Genomic DNA, 16,920 nt, shown 5'->3' with positions numbered 1-16,920 from the left:
TCCTATGCGCGTGCCGATCAGCGATCACCCGAACGAGAGTGATGCGCGCGAAAATTCGAGCGGCAGCCGTGCCACGCGGTTTGGGAATCGCTTCTGAGAGCAGGCCGATCTGGGCGAAGACGACGGACATCGCCGCCGCCAGGCCGAGCTGCCACCAGGTGTCGCCCAGCGCGAGGAGTGCCCACCAGCCGCCGAGGAACGCGGCGAGCACCAGGCCGACGCGGACGGCGTAGTAGCCGGGACGCCGGTCGAGCAGACCCTCGGCGGCTATCCGACGGCTCAACCGGGCGAAGTCGCTGCCGCCGCCCTCCGGCCGTGGGGCGGGGGCGGCCTCGGGAGCCTTGGTCATCGTCACGGACTGTGTGGGCATGCCCCGAGTCTGGTTCGAGGGGCGGCTGCGAAGAACGGGGAAAGCACCCGTCCCGTACGGGTGTTAACCCCCGCACCACGAGGGGCGTCAGCAGGCCCGAGACGCCCCGGCCTCGCGGGACGGCGTGTCGGAGCCACGGTCTACGCTCCCCATCACCTACGAGCCCTGGGGAAGACCGGATGTCCTACGACGATCACGACGATTACGAGTACCTGCCCGCGCTGATCACCGCCCTGGCCGATCCGTCCGAGGAGAAGTGGACCATCGACGGCTGGCGGATCGTGCGGCTCGGCCTGGTCCAGGGGTCCGCCGAGTACGGCACGATCTACGACCCGCTGGGGCCGGAGGGCTCGGGCTTTCCGATGCGGCCCGGCGGCACGCCGGTCTACCTGGTCTCCAGCGAGGACGCACCCAATGACCCGGTGGCCGCTCTGGTGCACCCCAGCGACACCGTCCCGGTTCGGACGGAGGACTGGGGTGACCGCGTGGCGACCCCCTCCGGCCTGGCCGTGCTGCACGGGAGCCCCAGCACCACCTGGATCGAACCGGCCGCCCAGATCGTCAAGCGCGCCTGGGCCACACTGCACGCACGCGCCGCCGAGGGCGACGACTGGCAGCTGGAGAACTTCCGCGAGATGCTCCAGCGCGCCAGGGTGGACCCGACCGACTGGCCGGTGGAACCCGTCGAGGGCGACTTCGAGAACAACTGGCTGATGATCCCGGACGAGGCCGGCACCGGCACCGTGCTGGGCATCCTGGTCGACCCGGACGGCTCCAACACGACCGCATGCCTGGACGCCGAGGGCAACACGGTGGCGGCCCTGCTCACCTTCGGCTTCTGACCCGACCGAGCAACCCCGGCATGGTGGCCCCCTGCACGGGGGCCACCCCACGGCCGCGGTCGCTCAGCCCTTGCCGCCGCCCTGCCAGGCGGCGCGCTGGCGGAGGGAGACGCGGTTGCCGTCCGGGTCCACGGTCTCGATGCGGACGCCGAAGCCGTAGTCCTCCGGTTCGGGCTGCTCGAAGACCACGCCTCGCTCGCGCAGCACCTCGAAGTCCGCCCGCAGGTCGTCCGACTCGATGAGGAGCGGGCCGGGCGCAGCTGCGCCGGACCGGCGTCCGGCGGGCTGTCCCGCGGCCGGGGCGTGCTGCCAGAGGATGACCTCCAGCGGGCTGCCCGGGACGGCCACGGTCAGGAACCGTCCTTCGGGGCCCGGGTAGTCGACGCGCTTCTCCAGGCCGAGCTGGCCCGCGTAGAACTCCAGGGCGCGCTCCTGGTCGGTGACGTAGACCGTCACGTACATGATGTTGGTCAGCATCTCGCTGCCGTCCCTTCCTGCCGTCGGTGGTGCTCCACTGCTTCACCGACGGATCGAGGCGGGCGGATGTGACGGACTCGCGGAACGGATTACGGCCGGAAGAGTTCGTCCAGGTGGTGGGCGAGGATCGCCAGCGCCTGTTCGCCGTCCCGCCGGCCGCCGAGGACGCTCGACCCCAGCCCGTTGACCATCGCCGCCCTCGACCTCCCGGCCGTCCACGTCGTCGGCTGCTCCTACGGCGGCTGGATCGCCCTCCACCACCAGATCCGCCACCCCGGGCGGACCGCCGGCCTCACCCTGGTCGACACGGCGGGCCTCGCCGACGTCGGCCGGCGCTTCTACACCTGGCTCATCCTCGGCGGCCTCGCCGCCACGGCCCCGCGCGCACTCCGGCCCCGGCTCGCCCGGGCGATCGGCAACAGCGCCATCCTGGAGACCGAGCTGATGACCCTGATGCGCGCCTCGATCGGCTTCCGCCGCCGCCTGCCGCTGGCCACCACCCTCACCGACGAGGAGCTGGGCCGGCTGAACACCCCCGCGCTCTTCCTGCTCGGCGAGCGCAGCGCCATGAACGACGCCCGGGCCGCCTCCGAGCGGCTGCACCGGCTCGTCCCGGCCGCCCGGGTCGAGATCGTGCCCGACGCGGGGCACTCGCTGCCGACCGACGACGTCAACCGCCTCCCAGCCGGCGAACCGACTGCGAATCAGCACTTCGAGCCGGTCGAGCGAGGCGGGGGTGAAGTCCCAGTCGCCGCGGTTCTCCTCCACCCAGGCAGGAAACGCCTGACGCCGAGCGGCGAGCCACCCGGCCAGCCGCGGGTTGTCGACCCACTCCGGGGTGTCGATCGGATCCATCCCGCGAGCCTACGGGGAGAGAGCCTCGATGTGGCGCAACAGTCCTGTGCGCAAGGCTGGTTGACGTTCGACAGGACGTCGGTTCCAGGAGACGCGGACGCCACCCTTCGCCTACCGTACGACAGGCGGAATCAGTAGATGTCGTCCGGGAGGCCGCGGCGCCACTCCTGGAACCGGTCGAACCGGTCGACAGTGCCCCCCAGCCGGTAGTCCGGGACCGCGAACAGTGACCGGATGGCGTCGGCCGGGTCGAGGAGCGGGACGGACTGTTCGTCCTGCGCCTCCAGTTCCTCCAGCACGTCCCGCTCGTACTCCGTCAGGCCGTCCCGGGCGTACGTCACCAGCGGGTGGCCGCCGACCAGCCGGTTCGGCTCCGGCAGGACAGGGGTGCAGCGCCACATCACCCCGCAGCGGCGGATGAGGGTCTCACCCAGGTACCAGGCGGCGACCTCCAGCAGCGGGGTGCCCCGGGCGGCGCGGACCTCATCCCAGCTGTCGAACCGGCTACGGATGAAGGCTTCCAGCCGGTCGAACGTGGCGGGCGTGAAGTCCCAGCCGCCTCCGCCCCGTTCCGCCCACGCGGGAAACCCCTGGCGCTGCGCGGCGAGCCATCCGGCCAGCCGGGGGTTGTCGGCCCACTCCGGGCTGTCGATCTCATCCATGCCGCCAGCCTACGGGCCGATCGCCGCTGCAAGGCGTAACAGTCCTGTGTGCAAGGTGGGTTGACGTTCAGCAGGGCGTCGAATCGAGGAGACGCGACCGCCACCCACCGTCTACTGTTCGAACTCTGGCGGCGGACACGTCAATTGGGGGCCCGTCTCGGCGCCGTCCACACAACTGTCTTCATCAGCGGGCTCCTTGGGGGAGTAGCCACGTGACAGACCTGATACCCCGCCGCGCACGCATCTGGGTGCGCGGCGGCCTAGCACTCGCCTGCACCGCCGTCCTGGCGGTCACCGGCCTGCCCGGCCTGCAGGGCACCGCCTACGCGGCGAAGGGCAAGCGCTGCGACGAGATCTACCAGGGCGCGAAGGGCGGCCGGCAGGGGACGTCCTTCCCCTGGGACAAGTCGTCCGACAGCATCCGGGACAAGTCCGCCTGGGACTCGTACGACTTCGACGCCCCCCGCCAGGCCTTCGACGGGCTCACCGTCCCGTCCGACCCGGCCGCGCGGGACGAATTCCTCAAACAGTTCGACTCGGACTACAACAAGTACCCCGAGAACACCAAGGAGCGCGTCTACGCGCGCTACAAGAACTACCTTGAACGCAACCCGGACAAGCCGAAGTTCGACACCTTCGACAAGTGGCTCTCCGACGCCTACATCCTGCCGAACAACAACAACCGGCGCGGCGCCTTCTACGAGGAGAAGGTGGTCAAGGACCTCGGGCTGATCGGCCCCGACTGGCTCTGCCAGGAGGAGATCCCGATCCTCGACGAGGAGGGCAAGCCCGTCCTCGGCAAGGACGGCAAGCCGATGGTCCGCAAGTGGGACGCGGTCAACTACAAGACCGACGACTTCCTGGAGTTCAAGGCCGGCGGCGGCCGTGACACCAACCAGGACCCGACGAACAAGGCCTTCCTCCAGGACCCCCAGCGCAAGAACGCACGCGTCACGTACGTCTTCGGCGAGGAGAGGACGAGCGCGACCACGAAGTACCTCGCCAGGGTCAACACGGAAGTGGGCTCGGACCCCGCGAACCCGCGTGTCCGCAGCTACGAGCACCGGTCCACGGGCATACCCAAGTACCAGTTCGACCCGGCCACCTCCAAGCCCGACCCGTACATGAACACCGGAACCAAGCAACCGTCCGGCGGCGCCGCCCGGAACCTCGAAGGGTCCATGCCCACCCCGAAGGACATGGCCGAGCGGATGGCGCGCATCCGCGCCGACGACCCGGCCGGTCTGCGGGTGCGCGGCCCGGGCGGCGTGGACTTCTCCACCCTGCAGCTCTCCTACGTCGGCAAGCCGGTCAAGGGCCAGGCGCTGAACTACGCCTTCGCCGCCGAGAAGGCCGACGAGGACGAGGAGAACCTCGGCTGGGGCGGCCAGGAGAAGGCGCAGCTCATCTCGGACTCCTTCTTCACCTGGCTCGCGCTGACGCCGGACAAGTTCTGGGTCAACCTGATGCCCGACCAGCCCGACCGGATCATGGACCCGGCCTTCGGGAAGACCGATGCCGGGCGGGTGCTGCTCCAGGCCGACCTGGAGATGAAGCACGACTGGGCCAAGGACGTGGACCCGCGCCAGGGCACCGGCAAGAAGCTCTCGGACGCCATGCAGGCCGAGGGCCTCGACTGCGGGCCGATCGAGCGCAACTGGATCGTGCCGCTGCCCGCGAAGATCCGCGCGGACGAGAACGGCGTCTACATCCTCGACGCGCCGCTGAAGGTCAACTCCGAGGCCGCGGTCACCACCGCCCACAACCCGAACGGGGACTGCAAGCTCACCGAGGCCCAGACCCACACCTTCGAGCGGCTGGTCCGCGAGATCGTCGTCCCGGACATCGAGCACAAGGTCAACACCGCCCCGGCGTACGCCGATCTGCGCCGCGTCTACAGCGCCCGGGTCGCCGCCGAGTACGTGCGGCAGCAGGACCAGCAGGGGGCCACCGACTACCGGTCGATCATCAACAGCAACGACGTCTCCCAGTGGCCGCTCCGGGGCGGGAACAAGAGCTGGACGCCGCGGCAGACCTGGGAGGAGTACGTGAAGTCCTTCACCCAGGGCGACTACAGCTACCCCTGTGGGAACAACGGGCAGATCTGCGTCGTGGGCGGCGTGGACTTCTCCCAGGCGCCCAAGCAGGACATCGGCGCGTCCGAGTTCGCCGCCAAGCACCAGGACCTGCCGCGCTCCGCGCAGACCTCGGTGAAGGCGATGACCGACAAGGCGGACACCGACGACCTGCTGCTCCTCGGCGGTGGCGGGCCGGCCGACAACGGCCCGACTCCGACCCCGACGCCGACGGACACTCCGACGTCGACGCCCACCGGTACCCCGACCGGCACTCCCACCGGCGGCCCGACGGACACCCCGAGCGCCACGCCCACCGGTACGCCCACCGGTACGCCCACCACCGCGCCGAGCACCCCGGCGGGTGGCGGCACCGCCAGCTCCAGCCCCTCCCCGGCCCCAGCCGGTGGCAGCGGCAGCGGTAGCGGCAGCAGCACCGGTGGCGGCGGAAGCCTCGCCAGCACCGGCGCGAACGTCCTGCCCCTGGCCGGCATCGCCGCCGTGCTCCTGGCGGGCGGCGCGGCCATGGTCTGGTGGCGTCGCCGCCGGGCCTGACCGCGTTCCACAGCCGTACGACCGGCCCCGCACCCGCCTGGTGCGGGGCCGGTCCCGTGCTCAGCCCTGCTGCGGCGGGCGGCGGCGCAGGCCGAGCAGCAGCAGGACCACCGCCGTCAGCACCGCCGCGGTACGCAGCACGCCCGGGGCCATCGACCAGCTGAACTGGCCCAGCGGGGAGCCGGGTTGGACGGCGCCGCCGCTCTGCTTGGCGTGATTCATCGCGAACAGGGTGGACGCGCTCATCGTGACCAGCGGGATGCCGAGGATCACGAACTTGCGCATCGTGTCGGAGATCTGACGGGTCAGGTAGCCCAGCCCCCAGCCCGCCAGCATGGCCGGGAAGAAGCCGGACACCGCGCCGCCGACCAGCAGTCCGCAGGAGAGCAGGATCAGCGGGGACGGCTTGCGGGCGCCCTTGCCCGAGGCCTTGCCCGAGGCCTTGCCCGAGGCCTTGCCGGCGGCGGGAGCGGGGGCGGCCTTCGCCTTCCTCTGCTTCCTCGGCTTCGCCGCAGCCTGTTCAGCGGCCGCGGCCGCAGCCGCCCGCGCGGCCGCCTCCTCCGCCGCCCGCTGCTCGGGGACCGGCTTCGGCGCGGGCTGCGGCGTGTCCGAGAAGTCGAGCATCGTCATGGTCCACGGGCTCGAACTCTGCACCGTCGGCGGCGGGATCACCTCCGAACCGGTCTCGGGCCCGGCAACACCCGGCAGGTCCAGCGACACGTTCGGGATGCCGCCGGTCGCGGCGGGCGCGGCCGACGGGCCGTACACGCTGTCCTCGGACGGAACGCCGGGAACACCCGGGGCCGCAGCACCGTCACCGGACGAGCCGGACGAGCCGGACGAACCGGACGAGCCCGACGCCCCCGCCCGCTCACTCCAAGGCCCGCTCTTGCGCCACCACTCGCCGTCCGTCATCACCGACACCCCGCCTCGCCCGGCTCGCCCATGGAGAGCGCGGCCGCCCACCGAACCGCCCTCGGCCGTGACGCTACCCACCGTGCCCCGCCCGCGCGAGTCCGCCGCGATCACCCGCACGCACCGCTCCCCCGCGAGGGCGCCCGGCCGCACGAGGGGATCCCGTCGTCCGCCCACCCGACTAACCTAGGTCGAATGACCACACAGCAGGGCCCTCAACGCCAGGGCAGGACGCCCGCCGGCCCCCGCACCCTCGCCGAGGAGCTGCGGGCACGCCCCGACGATGCGCTCGCCGCCCTGCTCCGTTCCCGCCCCGACCTGCTGAACCCCGTCCCCGGCGACCTCACCCAGCTGTCCGCCCGGCTGTCCTCGCGCGCCTCCGCGCTGCGCGCCCTGGAGCGGCTCGACCGCTTCACCCTGCAGGTCGCCGAGGCTCTGGCCACCGCCCCGGACGGCACCGGCCTGGCCACCGTGCGGACCCTGCTGACCGGCCCGAGCAAGGTCAAGCCGCACCCCGGCGCGACCCCGCTCACCCCGGCCGACCGGTCCGCCGTCGCCACCGCGCTCCCCCGCGCGATCGCCACCCTGCGCGACCGGGCGCTGCTCTGGGGCCCGGACAACGGCCTGCGACTGGTCCTCGCCGTGCGCGAGGCGCTCGCCCCCGCCGCCGCCAACCCCGGCCGCACCGGCCTCGGCCCGACCCTCGCCGAGGCCACCGTCGGCATGTCCCCGGCCCGGCTGCAGCAGCTGCTCGCCTCCGCCGGGCAGCCGGCCACCCCGGACCCGGTCACCGCCGTCGCCGCCCTGACCACCCTGCTCACCGACCGCACCCGCTGCGCCGCACTGCTCGACACCGCCCCCGAGCCCGCGCTGCGGCTGCTGGAGCGACTGGTCTGGGGCCCGCCCACCGGCACCGTCCCGGACGCCACCCGCCCGGTCACCGCCGAGGACGCGCAGAGCCCGGTCGAATGGCTGCTCGCCCGCGGCCTGCTGCTGCCCACCAGCCCGGGCAGCGTCGTCCTGCCCCGCGAACTGGCGCTGCACCTGCGCGGCGGCCGCACCCACCGCACCGTCGAACCGGTGCAGCCCGAGCCGGCGCCCGCCGCCGCCCCGCGCGATCCACAGGCTGTGGACAGCGCCGCGGCCGGCCAGGCCCACACCGCCGTGAAGACCGTCGAGGAGCTGCTGGACGCCTGGGGCCTCACCCCGCCGCCCACCCTGCGGGCCGGCGGCCTCGGCGTACGGGACCTCAAGCGCACCGCCCAGACCCTGGAAACCACCGAGCAGCTGGCCGCCTTCTGGCTCGAACTCGCCTACACGGCGGGCCTGCTGGCCCCCGACGGCGAGGCCGACGAGTGCTGGGCGCCGACCCCCGGGTACGACAGCTGGCTGCAGCTGGACACCGCCGAGCGCTGGTCCGTGCTGGCCACCGCCTGGCTCACCGCCACCCGGGTGTCCGCCCTCACCGGCACCCCGGACGGCAAGGGCAAGCCGCGCGCCGCCCTCGGCCCCGAACTGGACCGCACCCTCGCCCCGTCCGTCCGCCGCGCCACCCTCGCCCTGCTCGCCGAACTGCCGCCCGGCACCCCGGCCACCGCCGAGGAGCTGCTGCCCACCCTGCGCTGGCAGCGCCCGCTGCGCGGCGGCCCGACCGGCCCGGACGGCCGCGAACTGCGCGACGACCTCACCACCTGGACCCTCGCCGAGGCCGAACTCCTCGGCATCACCGGCCGCGGCGCCCTCGCCGCCCCCGCCCGCGCGCTGCTCACCGCCGAGTCCGACCCGGCCGAGGTGCTGGCCCCGCTGCTGCCGCAGCCGCTGGACCACGTGATCCTGCAGCCCGACCTCACCGCGATCGCCCCCGGCCCGCTGCTCACCCCGCTCGCCCAGGCGCTCGCGCTCTGCGCCGACATCGAGTCCAAGGGCGGCGCCACCGTCTACCGGTTCACCCCGGGCTCCGTCCGCCGCGCCCTGGACGCCGGACGCACCGCCGCCGACCTGCAGACCTTCCTGGCGCAGCACAGCCGTACGCCCGTCCCGCAGCCGCTCAGCTACCTGATCGACGACGTCGCCCGCCGGCACGGCATCCTGCGGGTCGGCGCCGCCTCCTCCTACCTGCGCTGCGACGACCCGTCGCTGCTCGGCGAGGTGCTCGCCGACCGCCGCGCCGCCGACCTGCGGCTACGGCTGCTCGCCCCCACCGTCCTCGCCGCCCAGGCCGCCCCGGACGTGCTGCTCGCCGCCCTGCGCACGATGGGTTACGCCCCGGCCGCCGAGTCCGCCGAGGGCGACGTGCTGATCACCCGCCCGGACAGCCACCGCACCCCGCCCCGGACGGCACCCACGCCCGTCCCCGACGGCCCGCCCAGCCCGGACGACACCCTGCTCGCCGCCGCCATCAAGGCCATCCGGGCCGGCGACCGCGCCGCCACCGCCTCCCGCCGCGAGCCCACCCCCGACCCGCGCCAGCTCCCCCGCACCGCCGCCGCCGAGACCCTGGCCGCCCTGCAGACGGCCGTCCTGCTCGGCGAGCGGATGTGGATCGGCTACCTCAATGCCGAGGGCATCGCCAGCCAGCGCATCATCGACCCGGTCAAGGTCGAAGGCGGCTTCGTCACCGCCTTCGACCACCACGCCGACGAACTGCGTACCTTCGCCCTCCACCGCATCACGGGCGTCGCGGAGCTGGACGAGTAACCGTTCGCGACGGGGCGTCAGTGGCCGTGCGCCTCCTTCATCTTCTCCTTGACCGCCTGGTCCGCCAGGCTGCCGAGCTGCCCCTGCCCGACCGGCAGCGAGCCGCCGCCGACCTGGTCGGCGATCAGGAATCCGGGTGCCGCCAGCAGACCGCCGGGGCCCTCGCCGACGCCCGCGAGGGCGTGGGCGGAGCCGGCCGAGGAGGCGGTGGCGGCGAAGGCCGTGCCCATCAGGGCGAGGGCGGTGAGAACGCGCTTCGAGGTCTTCATGACCTGCTCAACGAGCGAGTACGGACCGTGGTCACTCGCAGCGACTGAGGGGCGGACATCAGCGAGTGGAAGGAGCCCGCCCACGTTCCGCGCGGAATGAGCGACACTGGAGGGTCTGCGTCAATCCAGCCTGTCAGCCAGTGGAGGGCTCCCCCGCGTGAACGACGGACCGCTCATCGTCCAGAGCGACAAAACTCTTCTCCTGGAGATCGACCACCCCAAGGCCGCCGACTGCCGCCGCGCCATCGCGCCGTTCGCCGAGTTGGAGCGGGCGCCCGAGCACGTCCACACCTACCGGGTGACCCCGCTCGGGCTGTGGAACGCGCGCGCGGCCGGGCACGACGCCGAGCAGGTGGTGGACGCCCTGGTGACGTACTCGCGCTACCCGGTGCCGCACGCGCTGCTCGTGGACGTGGCCGACACCATGGGCCGCTACGGCCGGCTCCAGCTGCTCAAGCACCCGACGCACGGGCTGGTGCTCACCACCACCGACCGGCCGGTGCTGGAGGAGGTGCTGCGCTCCAAGAAGATCGTGCCGCTGGTCGGCGCCCGGGTCGGCCCGGACACCGTGGTGGTGCACCCCTCCGAGCGCGGGCAGATCAAGCAGGTGCTGCTCAAACTCGGCTGGCCCGCCGAGGACTTCGCCGGGTACGTGGACGGCGAGGCGCACCCGATCGACCTGGACGAGGACGGCTGGCAGCTGCGCCCGTACCAGGCGCAGGCCGTCGAGGGCTTCTGGCACGGCGGCTCGGGCGTGGTGGTGCTGCCCTGCGGCGCCGGCAAGACGCTGGTCGGCGCGGCCGCGATGGCGCACGCCAAGTCGACGACGCTGATCCTGGTCACCAACACCGTCTCGGCCCGCCAGTGGAAGCACGAACTGGTCAAGCGCACCTCGCTCACCGAGGACGAGATCGGCGAGTACAGCGGGACGAGGAAGGAGATCCGCCCGGTCACCATCGCCACCTACCAGGTGATGACGACCAAGCGGAAGGGCGTCTACGCGCACCTGGAGCTGTTCGACGCCCGCAACTGGGGCCTGGTGGTCTACGACGAGGTGCACCTGCTGCCCGCGCCGGTGTTCAAGTTCACCGCCGACCTGCAGGCCCGCCGCCGGCTCGGCCTGACCGCCACGCTGGTGCGCGAGGACGGCCGCGAGGGCGACGTGTTCAGCCTGATCGGCCCGAAGCGCTTCGACGCCCCGTGGAAGGAGATCGAGGCGCAGGGCTACATCGCGCCCGCCGACTGCTGCGAGGTGCGGGTCACCCTGACCGACTCCGAGCGGCTCGCCTACGCCACCGCCGAGCCGGAGGAGCGCTACCGTTTCTGCGCCACCACGGCGACCAAGCGACGGGTGGTGGAGGCGCTGGTCAAGAAGCACGAGAAGGACCAGACGCTGATCATCGGCCAGTACATCGACCAGCTGGACGAGCTCGGGGAGGTCCTGGACGCCCCCGTGATCAAGGGCGAGACCAGCAACGCCCAGCGCGAGAAGCTCTTCGACGCGTTCCGCAACAAGGAGATCGGCGTCCTGGTGGTGTCCAAGGTCGCGAACTTCTCGATCGACCTGCCCGAGGCCACCGTGGCCATCCAGGTCTCCGGGACCTTCGGCTCCCGCCAGGAGGAGGCCCAGCGCCTCGGCCGCGTCCTGCGCCCCAAGGCGGACGGGCATGCGGCGCACTTCTACTCGGTGGTCGCCCGGGACACCGTGGACCAGGACTTCGCCGCCCACCGGCAGCGCTTCCTCGCCGAGCAGGGGTACGCGTACCGCATCATCGACGCGGACGACGTGCTGTAACCGTAGGAACGTTCAGTAGCGGACACCGTCGCGCCCGAGGAAGATCACCCGCGCGGCGGTGTCCAGGACGATGCCGACGTTGCGGACGACGGCGCTCAGCGGGTTGCGGTGGCGGCCCTGGACGGCGGTCGCGCCGGCCGGACCCGAACGGGAGGTGCTGTTCTGGGTGCTCATGTCTTCAACGGTAGGCACCCGACCGGCCCCCTGCATCACTCCAAAGGCCGTATCCACCAGGACGGCGGTCGTCCTCCCGGTGTACGGCACCCCCTGAGACCTGCGGGGCTGGAACCCTGAGACGGACGGGTCTAAGATCGTCCGCCTGCCCCCTCCCGAACCGTGGTACCTGGCGGTGTCCCGCCGGCAGCCGGGGGAGGTGCCGACCGCACGGCAACCGGTCGGCTGTACTCACCGTGAGCTCCATCGATCCGCTGCGCCCGCGACCGGGGCAGCCGGGAAGGTTCGCTGTGCCCGCCACCCCCACCACCGACCCCCTCCAGCGCGAACGCGACCACCTCGCCGCGTCCCGGGCCGCGCTGCGAGCGATGCGCGAGGACGTCCAGTCGCTCGACCTGCGCGACGTGACCGGCACCTGGGTGTCCGCCGTCATCCTCCAGAACCAGATCGAGGCCAGGATCGCCGCCCTGGCCGACCTCGCCGACACCCCGCTGTTCTTCGGCCGCCTCGACTACCTCCACGCGATCAGCGAGGAACTCAGCGAGGGAGGAGGCGGGGAGAACTTCTACATCGGCCGCCGCCACGTCCACGACGCCGACGGCGACCCGATGGTGATCGACTGGCGCGCGCCGGTCTCCCAGCCGTTCTACCGGGCCAGCCGCACCGAGCCGATGGACGTCGAGCGCCGCCGCCGCTTCGGCTACACCGGCGGTGAGCTCACCGCCTACGAGGACGAGCACCTCACCGACCCGGCCACAGAGACATTTACCGGCTCCGCCGGGGGCTCCACCACCTCCGCGCTGCTCGCCGCCGAGATCGAGAAGCCCCGTGTCGGCCCGATGCGCGACATCGTCGCCACCATCCAGCCCGAGCAGGACGAGATCGTCCGCTCCGACGTCACGGGCACCATCTGCGTCCAGGGGGCGCCCGGCACCGGGAAGACCGCCGTCGGCCTGCACCGTGTCGCCTACCTGCTGTACGCGCACCGCGAGCGGCTGGCCCGGACCGGCACCCTGGTGATCGGCCCGAACACCGCCTTCCTCTCCTACATCGAGCAGGTGCTCCCGGCCCTCGGCGAGCTGGACGTCGCCCAGGCCACCGTGCAGCAGCTGGTCGCGCACGTCGAGGTGAAGGACGAGGACGACCCGGAGGCGGCCCGGCTGAAGGGCGACGCCCGGATGGCCGAGGTGCTGCGCCGGGCGGTGCGGGCGGGCATCACGCTGCCCACCGAGCCCTGCGTGGTGGTCCGCGGCTCCCGCCGCTGGCGCGTCCCGGCGTACGAACTGGTCGAGATCATCGCGGAGTTGAAGGGCCGCGAGGTCCGCTACGGCGCCGCCCGGGACGCCCTGCCGCAGCGCATCGCGCACGCCGTGCTGCTGAAGATGGAGCAGGGCGGCGAGGCCCCGGACGACCGGGTGCAGGACGCGGTGGCCCGCAACAGCGCGGTCAAGGCCGTGGTCAAGGAGTGCTGGCCGGCCGTAGACCCGGCCAAGCTGGTGCTGCGGCTGCTCTCCGAGCCGGAGTTCCTGGCCGAGTGCGCCGAGGGCGTGCTGACCCCCGAGGAGCAGCAGGCGGTGCTGTGGCCCAAGCCCGGCCGCTCGGTGAAGACCGCCCGCTGGACACCGGCCGACGCCGTCCTGGTGGACGAGGCGACGGACCTGGTCCAGCGCACGCCCTCGCTCGGGCACGTGGTGCTGGACGAGGCCCAGGACCTCTCCCCGATGCAGTACCGCGCGGTCGGCCGCCGCTGCACCACCGGTTCGGCGACCGTCCTCGGCGACCTCGCCCAGGGCACCACCCCGTGGGCGACGGCGAGTTGGCCGGACGCCCTGCACCACCTGGGCAAGCCGGAGGCGCACGTCGAGGAGCTGACCAAGGGCTTCCGGGTGCCGGAGGAGGTCATCGCGTACGCCTCCCGGCTGCTCCCGGCGATCGCCCCGGGCCTGGCCCCGGCGACCTCGGTCCGCGACACTCCCGGTTCGCTGACGATCCGCCGGATCACCGAGTGGGAAGAGGCGGTCCTGGAAGCCTGCCGGGAGGCGCTGGAGCACGAGGGCTCGACCGGCCTGATCGCCGCCGACGCCCGGATCCCGCTGCTCGCCGAGGCGTTGACCGCGGCCGGGCTGCCGCACCTCACCCCCGGCACCGAGACCAGCGCCGACTCCCGGCTGACCCTGGTCCCGGCCTCGCTGGCCAAGGGCCTGGAGTACGACTACGTGGTGCTGGACGAACCGGCCGCGGTGATCGCCGGCGAGCCGGACGAGCGGACCGGCCTGCGCCGGCTGTACGTGGCGCTCACCCGCGCCGTCTCCGGGCTGACGGTGCTGCACGCCGAGCCGCTGCCGGAGCAGCTGCGCTGACGGCACGGAAGGGGGCCGGGTCGCGAACGACCCGGCCCCCTTCCGTCTTTCCGTGCAGCAGCCACGGACCGCCCGGCTGTCGGCGCTTCCACGCTCAGCCGTCGATCAGTGCCCGCCACTCGGCGACCTTGGCCGCGTCCACCGGCGTCCGCCAGCCGTCGGCCCGCACCGCGCCGCCGACGTGGAAGGCGTCGAAGCCCTCCGCCCGCAACTCCTTGAGGTGCTCGGCCCGCAGGCCGCCGCCGATCAGGATCCGCTGGCCGTACCCGGGCTCGCCCGCGCGGGCCAGCTCGGCCGCCAGCACCTCGCGCCCGGCGTCGACCCCGGCGGCCGCGCCGGAGGTGAGGAAGGTGTCCAGCCCGGGCAGGGCGCCGACGGCGGCGCGCAGGGCGGCCCGGTCGGCGCTGTGGTCGACCGCCCGGTGGAAGGTCCAGCGGCAGCCGGCGATCGCCTCGGCCACGGCCGCGGTGGCGGCCAGGTCGACGGCGCCGTCGGCGCCGAGGAAGCCGAGGACGAACTCCTCGGCCCCCTCGGCCCGCAGGGCGGCGGCCCGGGCGCACAGCTCGTCCAGGTCGCCGGGGGCGAAGCCGTCCCGGATCCGCAGCATGACGCGCAGCGGGATGCCGACGGCGGCCCGGATCCGGGCGAAGTCCTCGACGGACGGGGTGAGTCCGTCGGCGGCCATGTCGGTGACCAGTTCGAGCCGGTCGGCGCCGCCCGACTCGGCGGCCTGGGCGTCCTGGGGCGTCAGCGCGATGACTTCGAAAATTGGTCTAGACATATCCGACAGCCTGCCACATCCGACCGCCCCCGGCGAGACCGCCCCGCCCGCCCGGGCTCAGGCCACCAACCGCCCGTCCCCGCCGCCCGGACCGGCCGTGTCGGTCGGCCTGCGCAGCATCACCAGCCCGACCATCGCGGCGATCACCGCTGCGGCCAGCGGCAGCAGCCGCCACGTCCCGCCGACCTGCTGCCAGATCGCGTTGAGGTTGACGCTCAGCGTCCACGGCAGCGCGGCGAGCCCCGGAACGGCCACCAGGTACCACCCGCGCAGCGCCGTCAGCGCCATCAGCAGCGGCACACCGACCATCAGCGCCCGCCACGGCAGGTCCAGGTGGTGCCAGCTGCGATAGAAGGGGGTCGACAGCACCAGGAAGGGGCTCGACAGCACCGCCGCCACCACCATGCCCCGCTCCCGCCAGGTCGGCGACGGCAGCGCATCGCGCGGCGCGGCCAGCAGCACCAGGGCCCAGAGCAGGAACGGCCCGTCCCACTGGAAGTCGTAGAGGAGTTCCCAGAGTCCACCGCCGATCGACGCCCTCAGCTGCAGCAGCAGGTCCGCCACCACCGCGAGGGCCGTCGCCCCGGCGAGCAGCCGGGCCACCGTCCACCGACCGAGCAGCACCGCAGCGGCCGAGAGCACCGCCGACCCGTTCAAGACCCAGAAGGCCAGGAGACTCAGCAGCCACCCCGCGGAATGCGGGATCTGGTACGTGTTGTCGTCCGCGTACATCTCCACCGCCGCGATCCCCGCCGCCGCCCCGGCCGCGAGCGGCGCGGTCAGCGCCGCCAGCCGCCCGCCCGGCGAGGTCGAGGTCAGCCCGGTCCGCATCCGCAGCCCGTACGAGGCCAGGTCGAACAGCTCCCGCGCCTTGGCCACCGGACCGGCCCCCGCCGTGGTGTCGGCGAAGACCACGGCCATCTCGTCCCCGCGCTCGCGGCGGTAGCGGCCCGGGTAGAGCGCCAGCGCCGTCCTGACGCCAACAGTCGAATCACTCATGCAAAGGCCCCCCTGACCTTAGGACTGACAACGGCGACGGAGAGTCGGCGCTCCGCCTCGGTGGCCACGGCCCGCAGCCGCTCGGCCTCGGTGGCCAGCGCGCCCCGACCGGCGTCGGTCAGCGCGTAGGTGCGCCGGGCACGGCCGTCCACGACCTCCTCGGCGGCGACCTCGATCAGGCCCTGGCCCAGCAGCCGGTCGAGCGCGCCGTAGAGCGTGCCGGTACGCATCTTGACCCGGCCGTCCGAGATCGCGGCGATTTCCTGGATGAGCGCGTAGCCGTGCCTCGGGGCGTCGGCCAGCGCGGTGAGCAGAAGCAGCGTCGGCTCCTGCATGGAGCGTTCTGTCATACGTCTATATATATCGTCGACCGGCATATACCGTCCACCCGACCCAGCCGACAGAATGGGCCGCATGCCCACCGCGACCGAGGACCTGCTCCCCGTCTGGACCGCCCTGCTGCACCACTGCGGCGCCACCGACGACCCCGAACCGTACGGACGGGAGCTGCTGCGCCGCTGGTCGGAGCCGCAGCGCCGCTACCACACCCCCGAGCACCTGCGCGCGGTCCTACGGCACGTCGACGAGCTCGCCGGGCACGCCGCCGACCCGGACGCCGTCCGGCTCGCCGCCTGGTTCCACGACGCCGTCTACCGGCCCGACCGCACCGAGAACGAGGAGCGCAGCGCCGCCCTGGCCGTCCGCGCGCTGACCGCCGCCGGCCTGCCCGCCGGGCGGGTCGCCGAGGTCGAACGGCTCGTCCTGCTCACCGTCACCCACGACCCCGCCCCGGGCGACCGCGACGGCGAGGTGCTCTGCGACGCGGACCTCGCCGTCCTCGGCGGCTCCCCCGAGGCATACGCGGCGTACGCGGCCGCCGTCCGGGCGGAGTACGACTTCGTCCCGGAGCCGGACTTCCGCGCGGGCCGGGCCGCCGTGCTGCGCCAACTCCTCGCGCTCCCGGCGCTCTACCGCACCCCCACCGCCCGCGAGCGCTTCACCGCGGCCGCCCGCACCAACCTGACGGCCGAGCTCAAGCAGCTGGAGAACTAGACCCAATGCCAGTGACTTTGCGGCTGGTGTCTCGTTGGGTG

At 73.1% G+C, this 16,920-nt stretch carries 15 protein-coding genes and 1 pseudogene; 7 read left to right on the top strand and 9 right to left on the bottom strand.

All coding sequences use genetic code 11. The features are described from left to right. Positions 1 to 370: pseudogene (locus tag ACGF12_RS20825) on the bottom strand (hypothetical protein); the annotation flags it as partial. 179 nt (positions 371 to 549) lie between these two features. Between ACGF12_RS20825 and ACGF12_RS20820 the strand changes: the two are divergent. After that, positions 550 to 1,212, top strand: coding sequence for a hypothetical protein (locus ACGF12_RS20820; RefSeq protein WP_393031883.1), 663 nt, complete (start codon positions 550 to 552; stop codon positions 1,210 to 1,212). A gap of 63 nt (positions 1,213 to 1,275) precedes the next feature. On the opposite strand, the gene ACGF12_RS20815 is transcribed toward ACGF12_RS20820, so the two are convergent. Next, entirely contained in the window at positions 1,276 to 1,689 is a 414-nt protein-coding gene (locus ACGF12_RS20815; protein WP_393031880.1) for a VOC family protein, read from the bottom strand. A 183-nt stretch (positions 1,690 to 1,872) separates the two neighbouring features. On the opposite strand from ACGF12_RS20815, the gene ACGF12_RS20810 reads away from it, so the two are divergent. Continuing rightward, the gene (locus ACGF12_RS20810; RefSeq protein WP_393031877.1) at positions 1,873 to 2,682 is read left to right on the top strand and encodes an alpha/beta fold hydrolase; all 810 of its coding nucleotides are present in this window, start codon (positions 1,873 to 1,875) and stop codon (positions 2,680 to 2,682) included. Here the strand turns inward: ACGF12_RS20810 and ACGF12_RS20805 are convergent. Continuing rightward, positions 2,676 to 3,206: a hypothetical protein gene (locus tag ACGF12_RS20805; RefSeq protein WP_393031874.1), complete on the bottom strand. Its 531-nt coding sequence runs from the start codon at positions 3,204 to 3,206 to the stop codon at positions 2,676 to 2,678. The two genes, ACGF12_RS20810 and ACGF12_RS20805, sit on opposite strands and share 7 nt — an antisense overlap. A 212-nt stretch (positions 3,207 to 3,418) precedes the next feature. Between ACGF12_RS20805 and ACGF12_RS20800 the strand changes: the two genes are divergently transcribed. After that, the gene (locus tag ACGF12_RS20800) at positions 3,419 to 5,836 is read left to right on the top strand and encodes an LPXTG cell wall anchor domain-containing protein (protein ID WP_393031871.1); all 2,418 of its coding nucleotides are present in this window, start codon (positions 3,419 to 3,421) and stop codon (positions 5,834 to 5,836) included. Positions 5,837 to 5,896: 60 nt separating this feature from the next. Here the strand turns inward: ACGF12_RS20800 and ACGF12_RS20795 are convergent, their stop codons facing one another. Then, positions 5,897 to 6,604 carry a hypothetical protein gene (locus tag ACGF12_RS20795; RefSeq protein WP_393031868.1) on the bottom strand — a complete coding sequence of 236 codons (708 nt, stop codon included), beginning with the start codon at positions 6,602 to 6,604 and terminating at the stop codon, positions 5,897 to 5,899. 342 nt (positions 6,605 to 6,946) lie between these two features. Here ACGF12_RS20795 and ACGF12_RS20790 point away from each other — a divergent pair, with 342 nt between their 5' ends. Then, entirely contained in the window at positions 6,947 to 9,448 is a 2,502-nt protein-coding gene (locus tag ACGF12_RS20790) for a helicase-associated domain-containing protein (RefSeq protein ID WP_393031865.1), read from the top strand. Positions 9,449 to 9,465: 17 nt separating this feature from the next. Here ACGF12_RS20790 and ACGF12_RS20785 read toward each other — a convergent pair whose 3' ends face one another. Then, positions 9,466 to 9,717, bottom strand: a complete 252-nt coding sequence (locus ACGF12_RS20785; protein ID WP_393031862.1) for a hypothetical protein — start codon at positions 9,715 to 9,717, stop codon at positions 9,466 to 9,468. Positions 9,718 to 9,874: 157 nt separating this feature from the next. Between ACGF12_RS20785 and ACGF12_RS20780 the strand changes: the two genes are divergently transcribed. After that, complete coding sequence (locus ACGF12_RS20780; protein WP_393031859.1) at positions 9,875 to 11,512, top strand: DNA repair helicase XPB; 1,638 nt, start codon at positions 9,875 to 9,877, stop codon at positions 11,510 to 11,512. A gap of 12 nt (positions 11,513 to 11,524) precedes the next feature. Here the strand turns inward: ACGF12_RS20780 and ACGF12_RS20775 are convergent, their stop codons facing one another. Then, a complete protein-coding gene (locus tag ACGF12_RS20775) occupies positions 11,525 to 11,686 on the bottom strand; it encodes a hypothetical protein (protein WP_393031856.1) in 162 nt (53 codons plus the stop codon). A gap of 290 nt (positions 11,687 to 11,976) precedes the next feature. Here ACGF12_RS20775 and ACGF12_RS20770 point away from each other — a divergent pair, with 290 nt between their 5' ends. Then, positions 11,977 to 14,046 carry a HelD family protein gene (locus ACGF12_RS20770; RefSeq protein ID WP_393031853.1) on the top strand — a complete coding sequence of 690 codons (2,070 nt, stop codon included), beginning with the start codon at positions 11,977 to 11,979 and terminating at the stop codon, positions 14,044 to 14,046. Positions 14,047 to 14,140: 94 nt separating this feature from the next. Here the strand turns inward: ACGF12_RS20770 and ACGF12_RS20765 are convergent, their stop codons facing one another. The 3 genes from ACGF12_RS20765 to ACGF12_RS20755 are packed head-to-tail and all read right to left on the bottom strand — an operon-like array spanning position 14,141 to position 16,176. Beyond that, on the bottom strand, positions 14,141 to 14,827 hold the full coding sequence (locus tag ACGF12_RS20765; protein WP_393031850.1) for a copper homeostasis protein CutC: 687 nt from the start codon (positions 14,825 to 14,827) through the stop codon (positions 14,141 to 14,143). A gap of 57 nt (positions 14,828 to 14,884) precedes the next feature. After that, positions 14,885 to 15,826 carry a hypothetical protein gene (locus ACGF12_RS20760; RefSeq protein WP_393031847.1) on the bottom strand — a complete coding sequence of 314 codons (942 nt, stop codon included), beginning with the start codon at positions 15,824 to 15,826 and terminating at the stop codon, positions 14,885 to 14,887. Then, positions 15,823 to 16,176, bottom strand: coding sequence for a PadR family transcriptional regulator (locus tag ACGF12_RS20755; RefSeq protein ID WP_393031844.1), 354 nt, complete (start codon positions 16,174 to 16,176; stop codon positions 15,823 to 15,825). Before ACGF12_RS20755 ends, ACGF12_RS20760 begins: the two co-directional genes overlap by 4 nt. Before the next feature lie 64 nt (positions 16,177 to 16,240). Between ACGF12_RS20755 and ACGF12_RS20750 the strand changes: the two genes are divergently transcribed. Continuing rightward, complete coding sequence (locus tag ACGF12_RS20750) at positions 16,241 to 16,879, top strand: hypothetical protein (RefSeq protein ID WP_393031841.1); 639 nt, start codon at positions 16,241 to 16,243, stop codon at positions 16,877 to 16,879. The last annotated feature ends 41 nt before the right edge of the window (positions 16,880 to 16,920 follow it).

Source organism: Kitasatospora sp. NPDC048296 (assembly GCF_043201815.1).
Classification (GTDB): domain Bacteria; phylum Actinomycetota; class Actinomycetes; order Streptomycetales; family Streptomycetaceae; genus Kitasatospora.
Note: the sequence above shows the minus strand (reverse complement) of the source record. Positions and strands in the feature narration are given on the sequence as shown.

Excerpts from the sequence above, each read along its gene's own strand:
- ACGF12_RS20790 (WP_393031865.1), top strand. The coding sequence starts at position 6,947 with ATGACCACACAGCAGGGCCCTCAACGCCAGGGCAGGACGCCCGCCGGC.
- ACGF12_RS20815 (WP_393031880.1), bottom strand. The coding sequence starts at position 1,689 with ATGCTGACCAACATCATGTACGTGACGGTCTACGTCACCGACCAGGAG.
- ACGF12_RS20820 (WP_393031883.1), top strand. The coding sequence starts at position 550 with ATGTCCTACGACGATCACGACGATTACGAGTACCTGCCCGCGCTGATC.
- ACGF12_RS20805 (WP_393031874.1), bottom strand. The coding sequence starts at position 3,206 with ATGGATGAGATCGACAGCCCGGAGTGGGCCGACAACCCCCGGCTGGCC.
- ACGF12_RS20755 (WP_393031844.1), bottom strand. The coding sequence starts at position 16,176 with ATGACAGAACGCTCCATGCAGGAGCCGACGCTGCTTCTGCTCACCGCG.
- ACGF12_RS20760 (WP_393031847.1), bottom strand. The coding sequence starts at position 15,826 with ATGAGTGATTCGACTGTTGGCGTCAGGACGGCGCTGGCGCTCTACCCG.
- ACGF12_RS20785 (WP_393031862.1), bottom strand. The coding sequence starts at position 9,717 with ATGAAGACCTCGAAGCGCGTTCTCACCGCCCTCGCCCTGATGGGCACG.
- ACGF12_RS20775 (WP_393031856.1), bottom strand. The coding sequence starts at position 11,686 with ATGAGCACCCAGAACAGCACCTCCCGTTCGGGTCCGGCCGGCGCGACC.
- ACGF12_RS20750 (WP_393031841.1), top strand. The coding sequence starts at position 16,241 with ATGCCCACCGCGACCGAGGACCTGCTCCCCGTCTGGACCGCCCTGCTG.
- ACGF12_RS20765 (WP_393031850.1), bottom strand. The coding sequence starts at position 14,827 with ATGTCTAGACCAATTTTCGAAGTCATCGCGCTGACGCCCCAGGACGCC.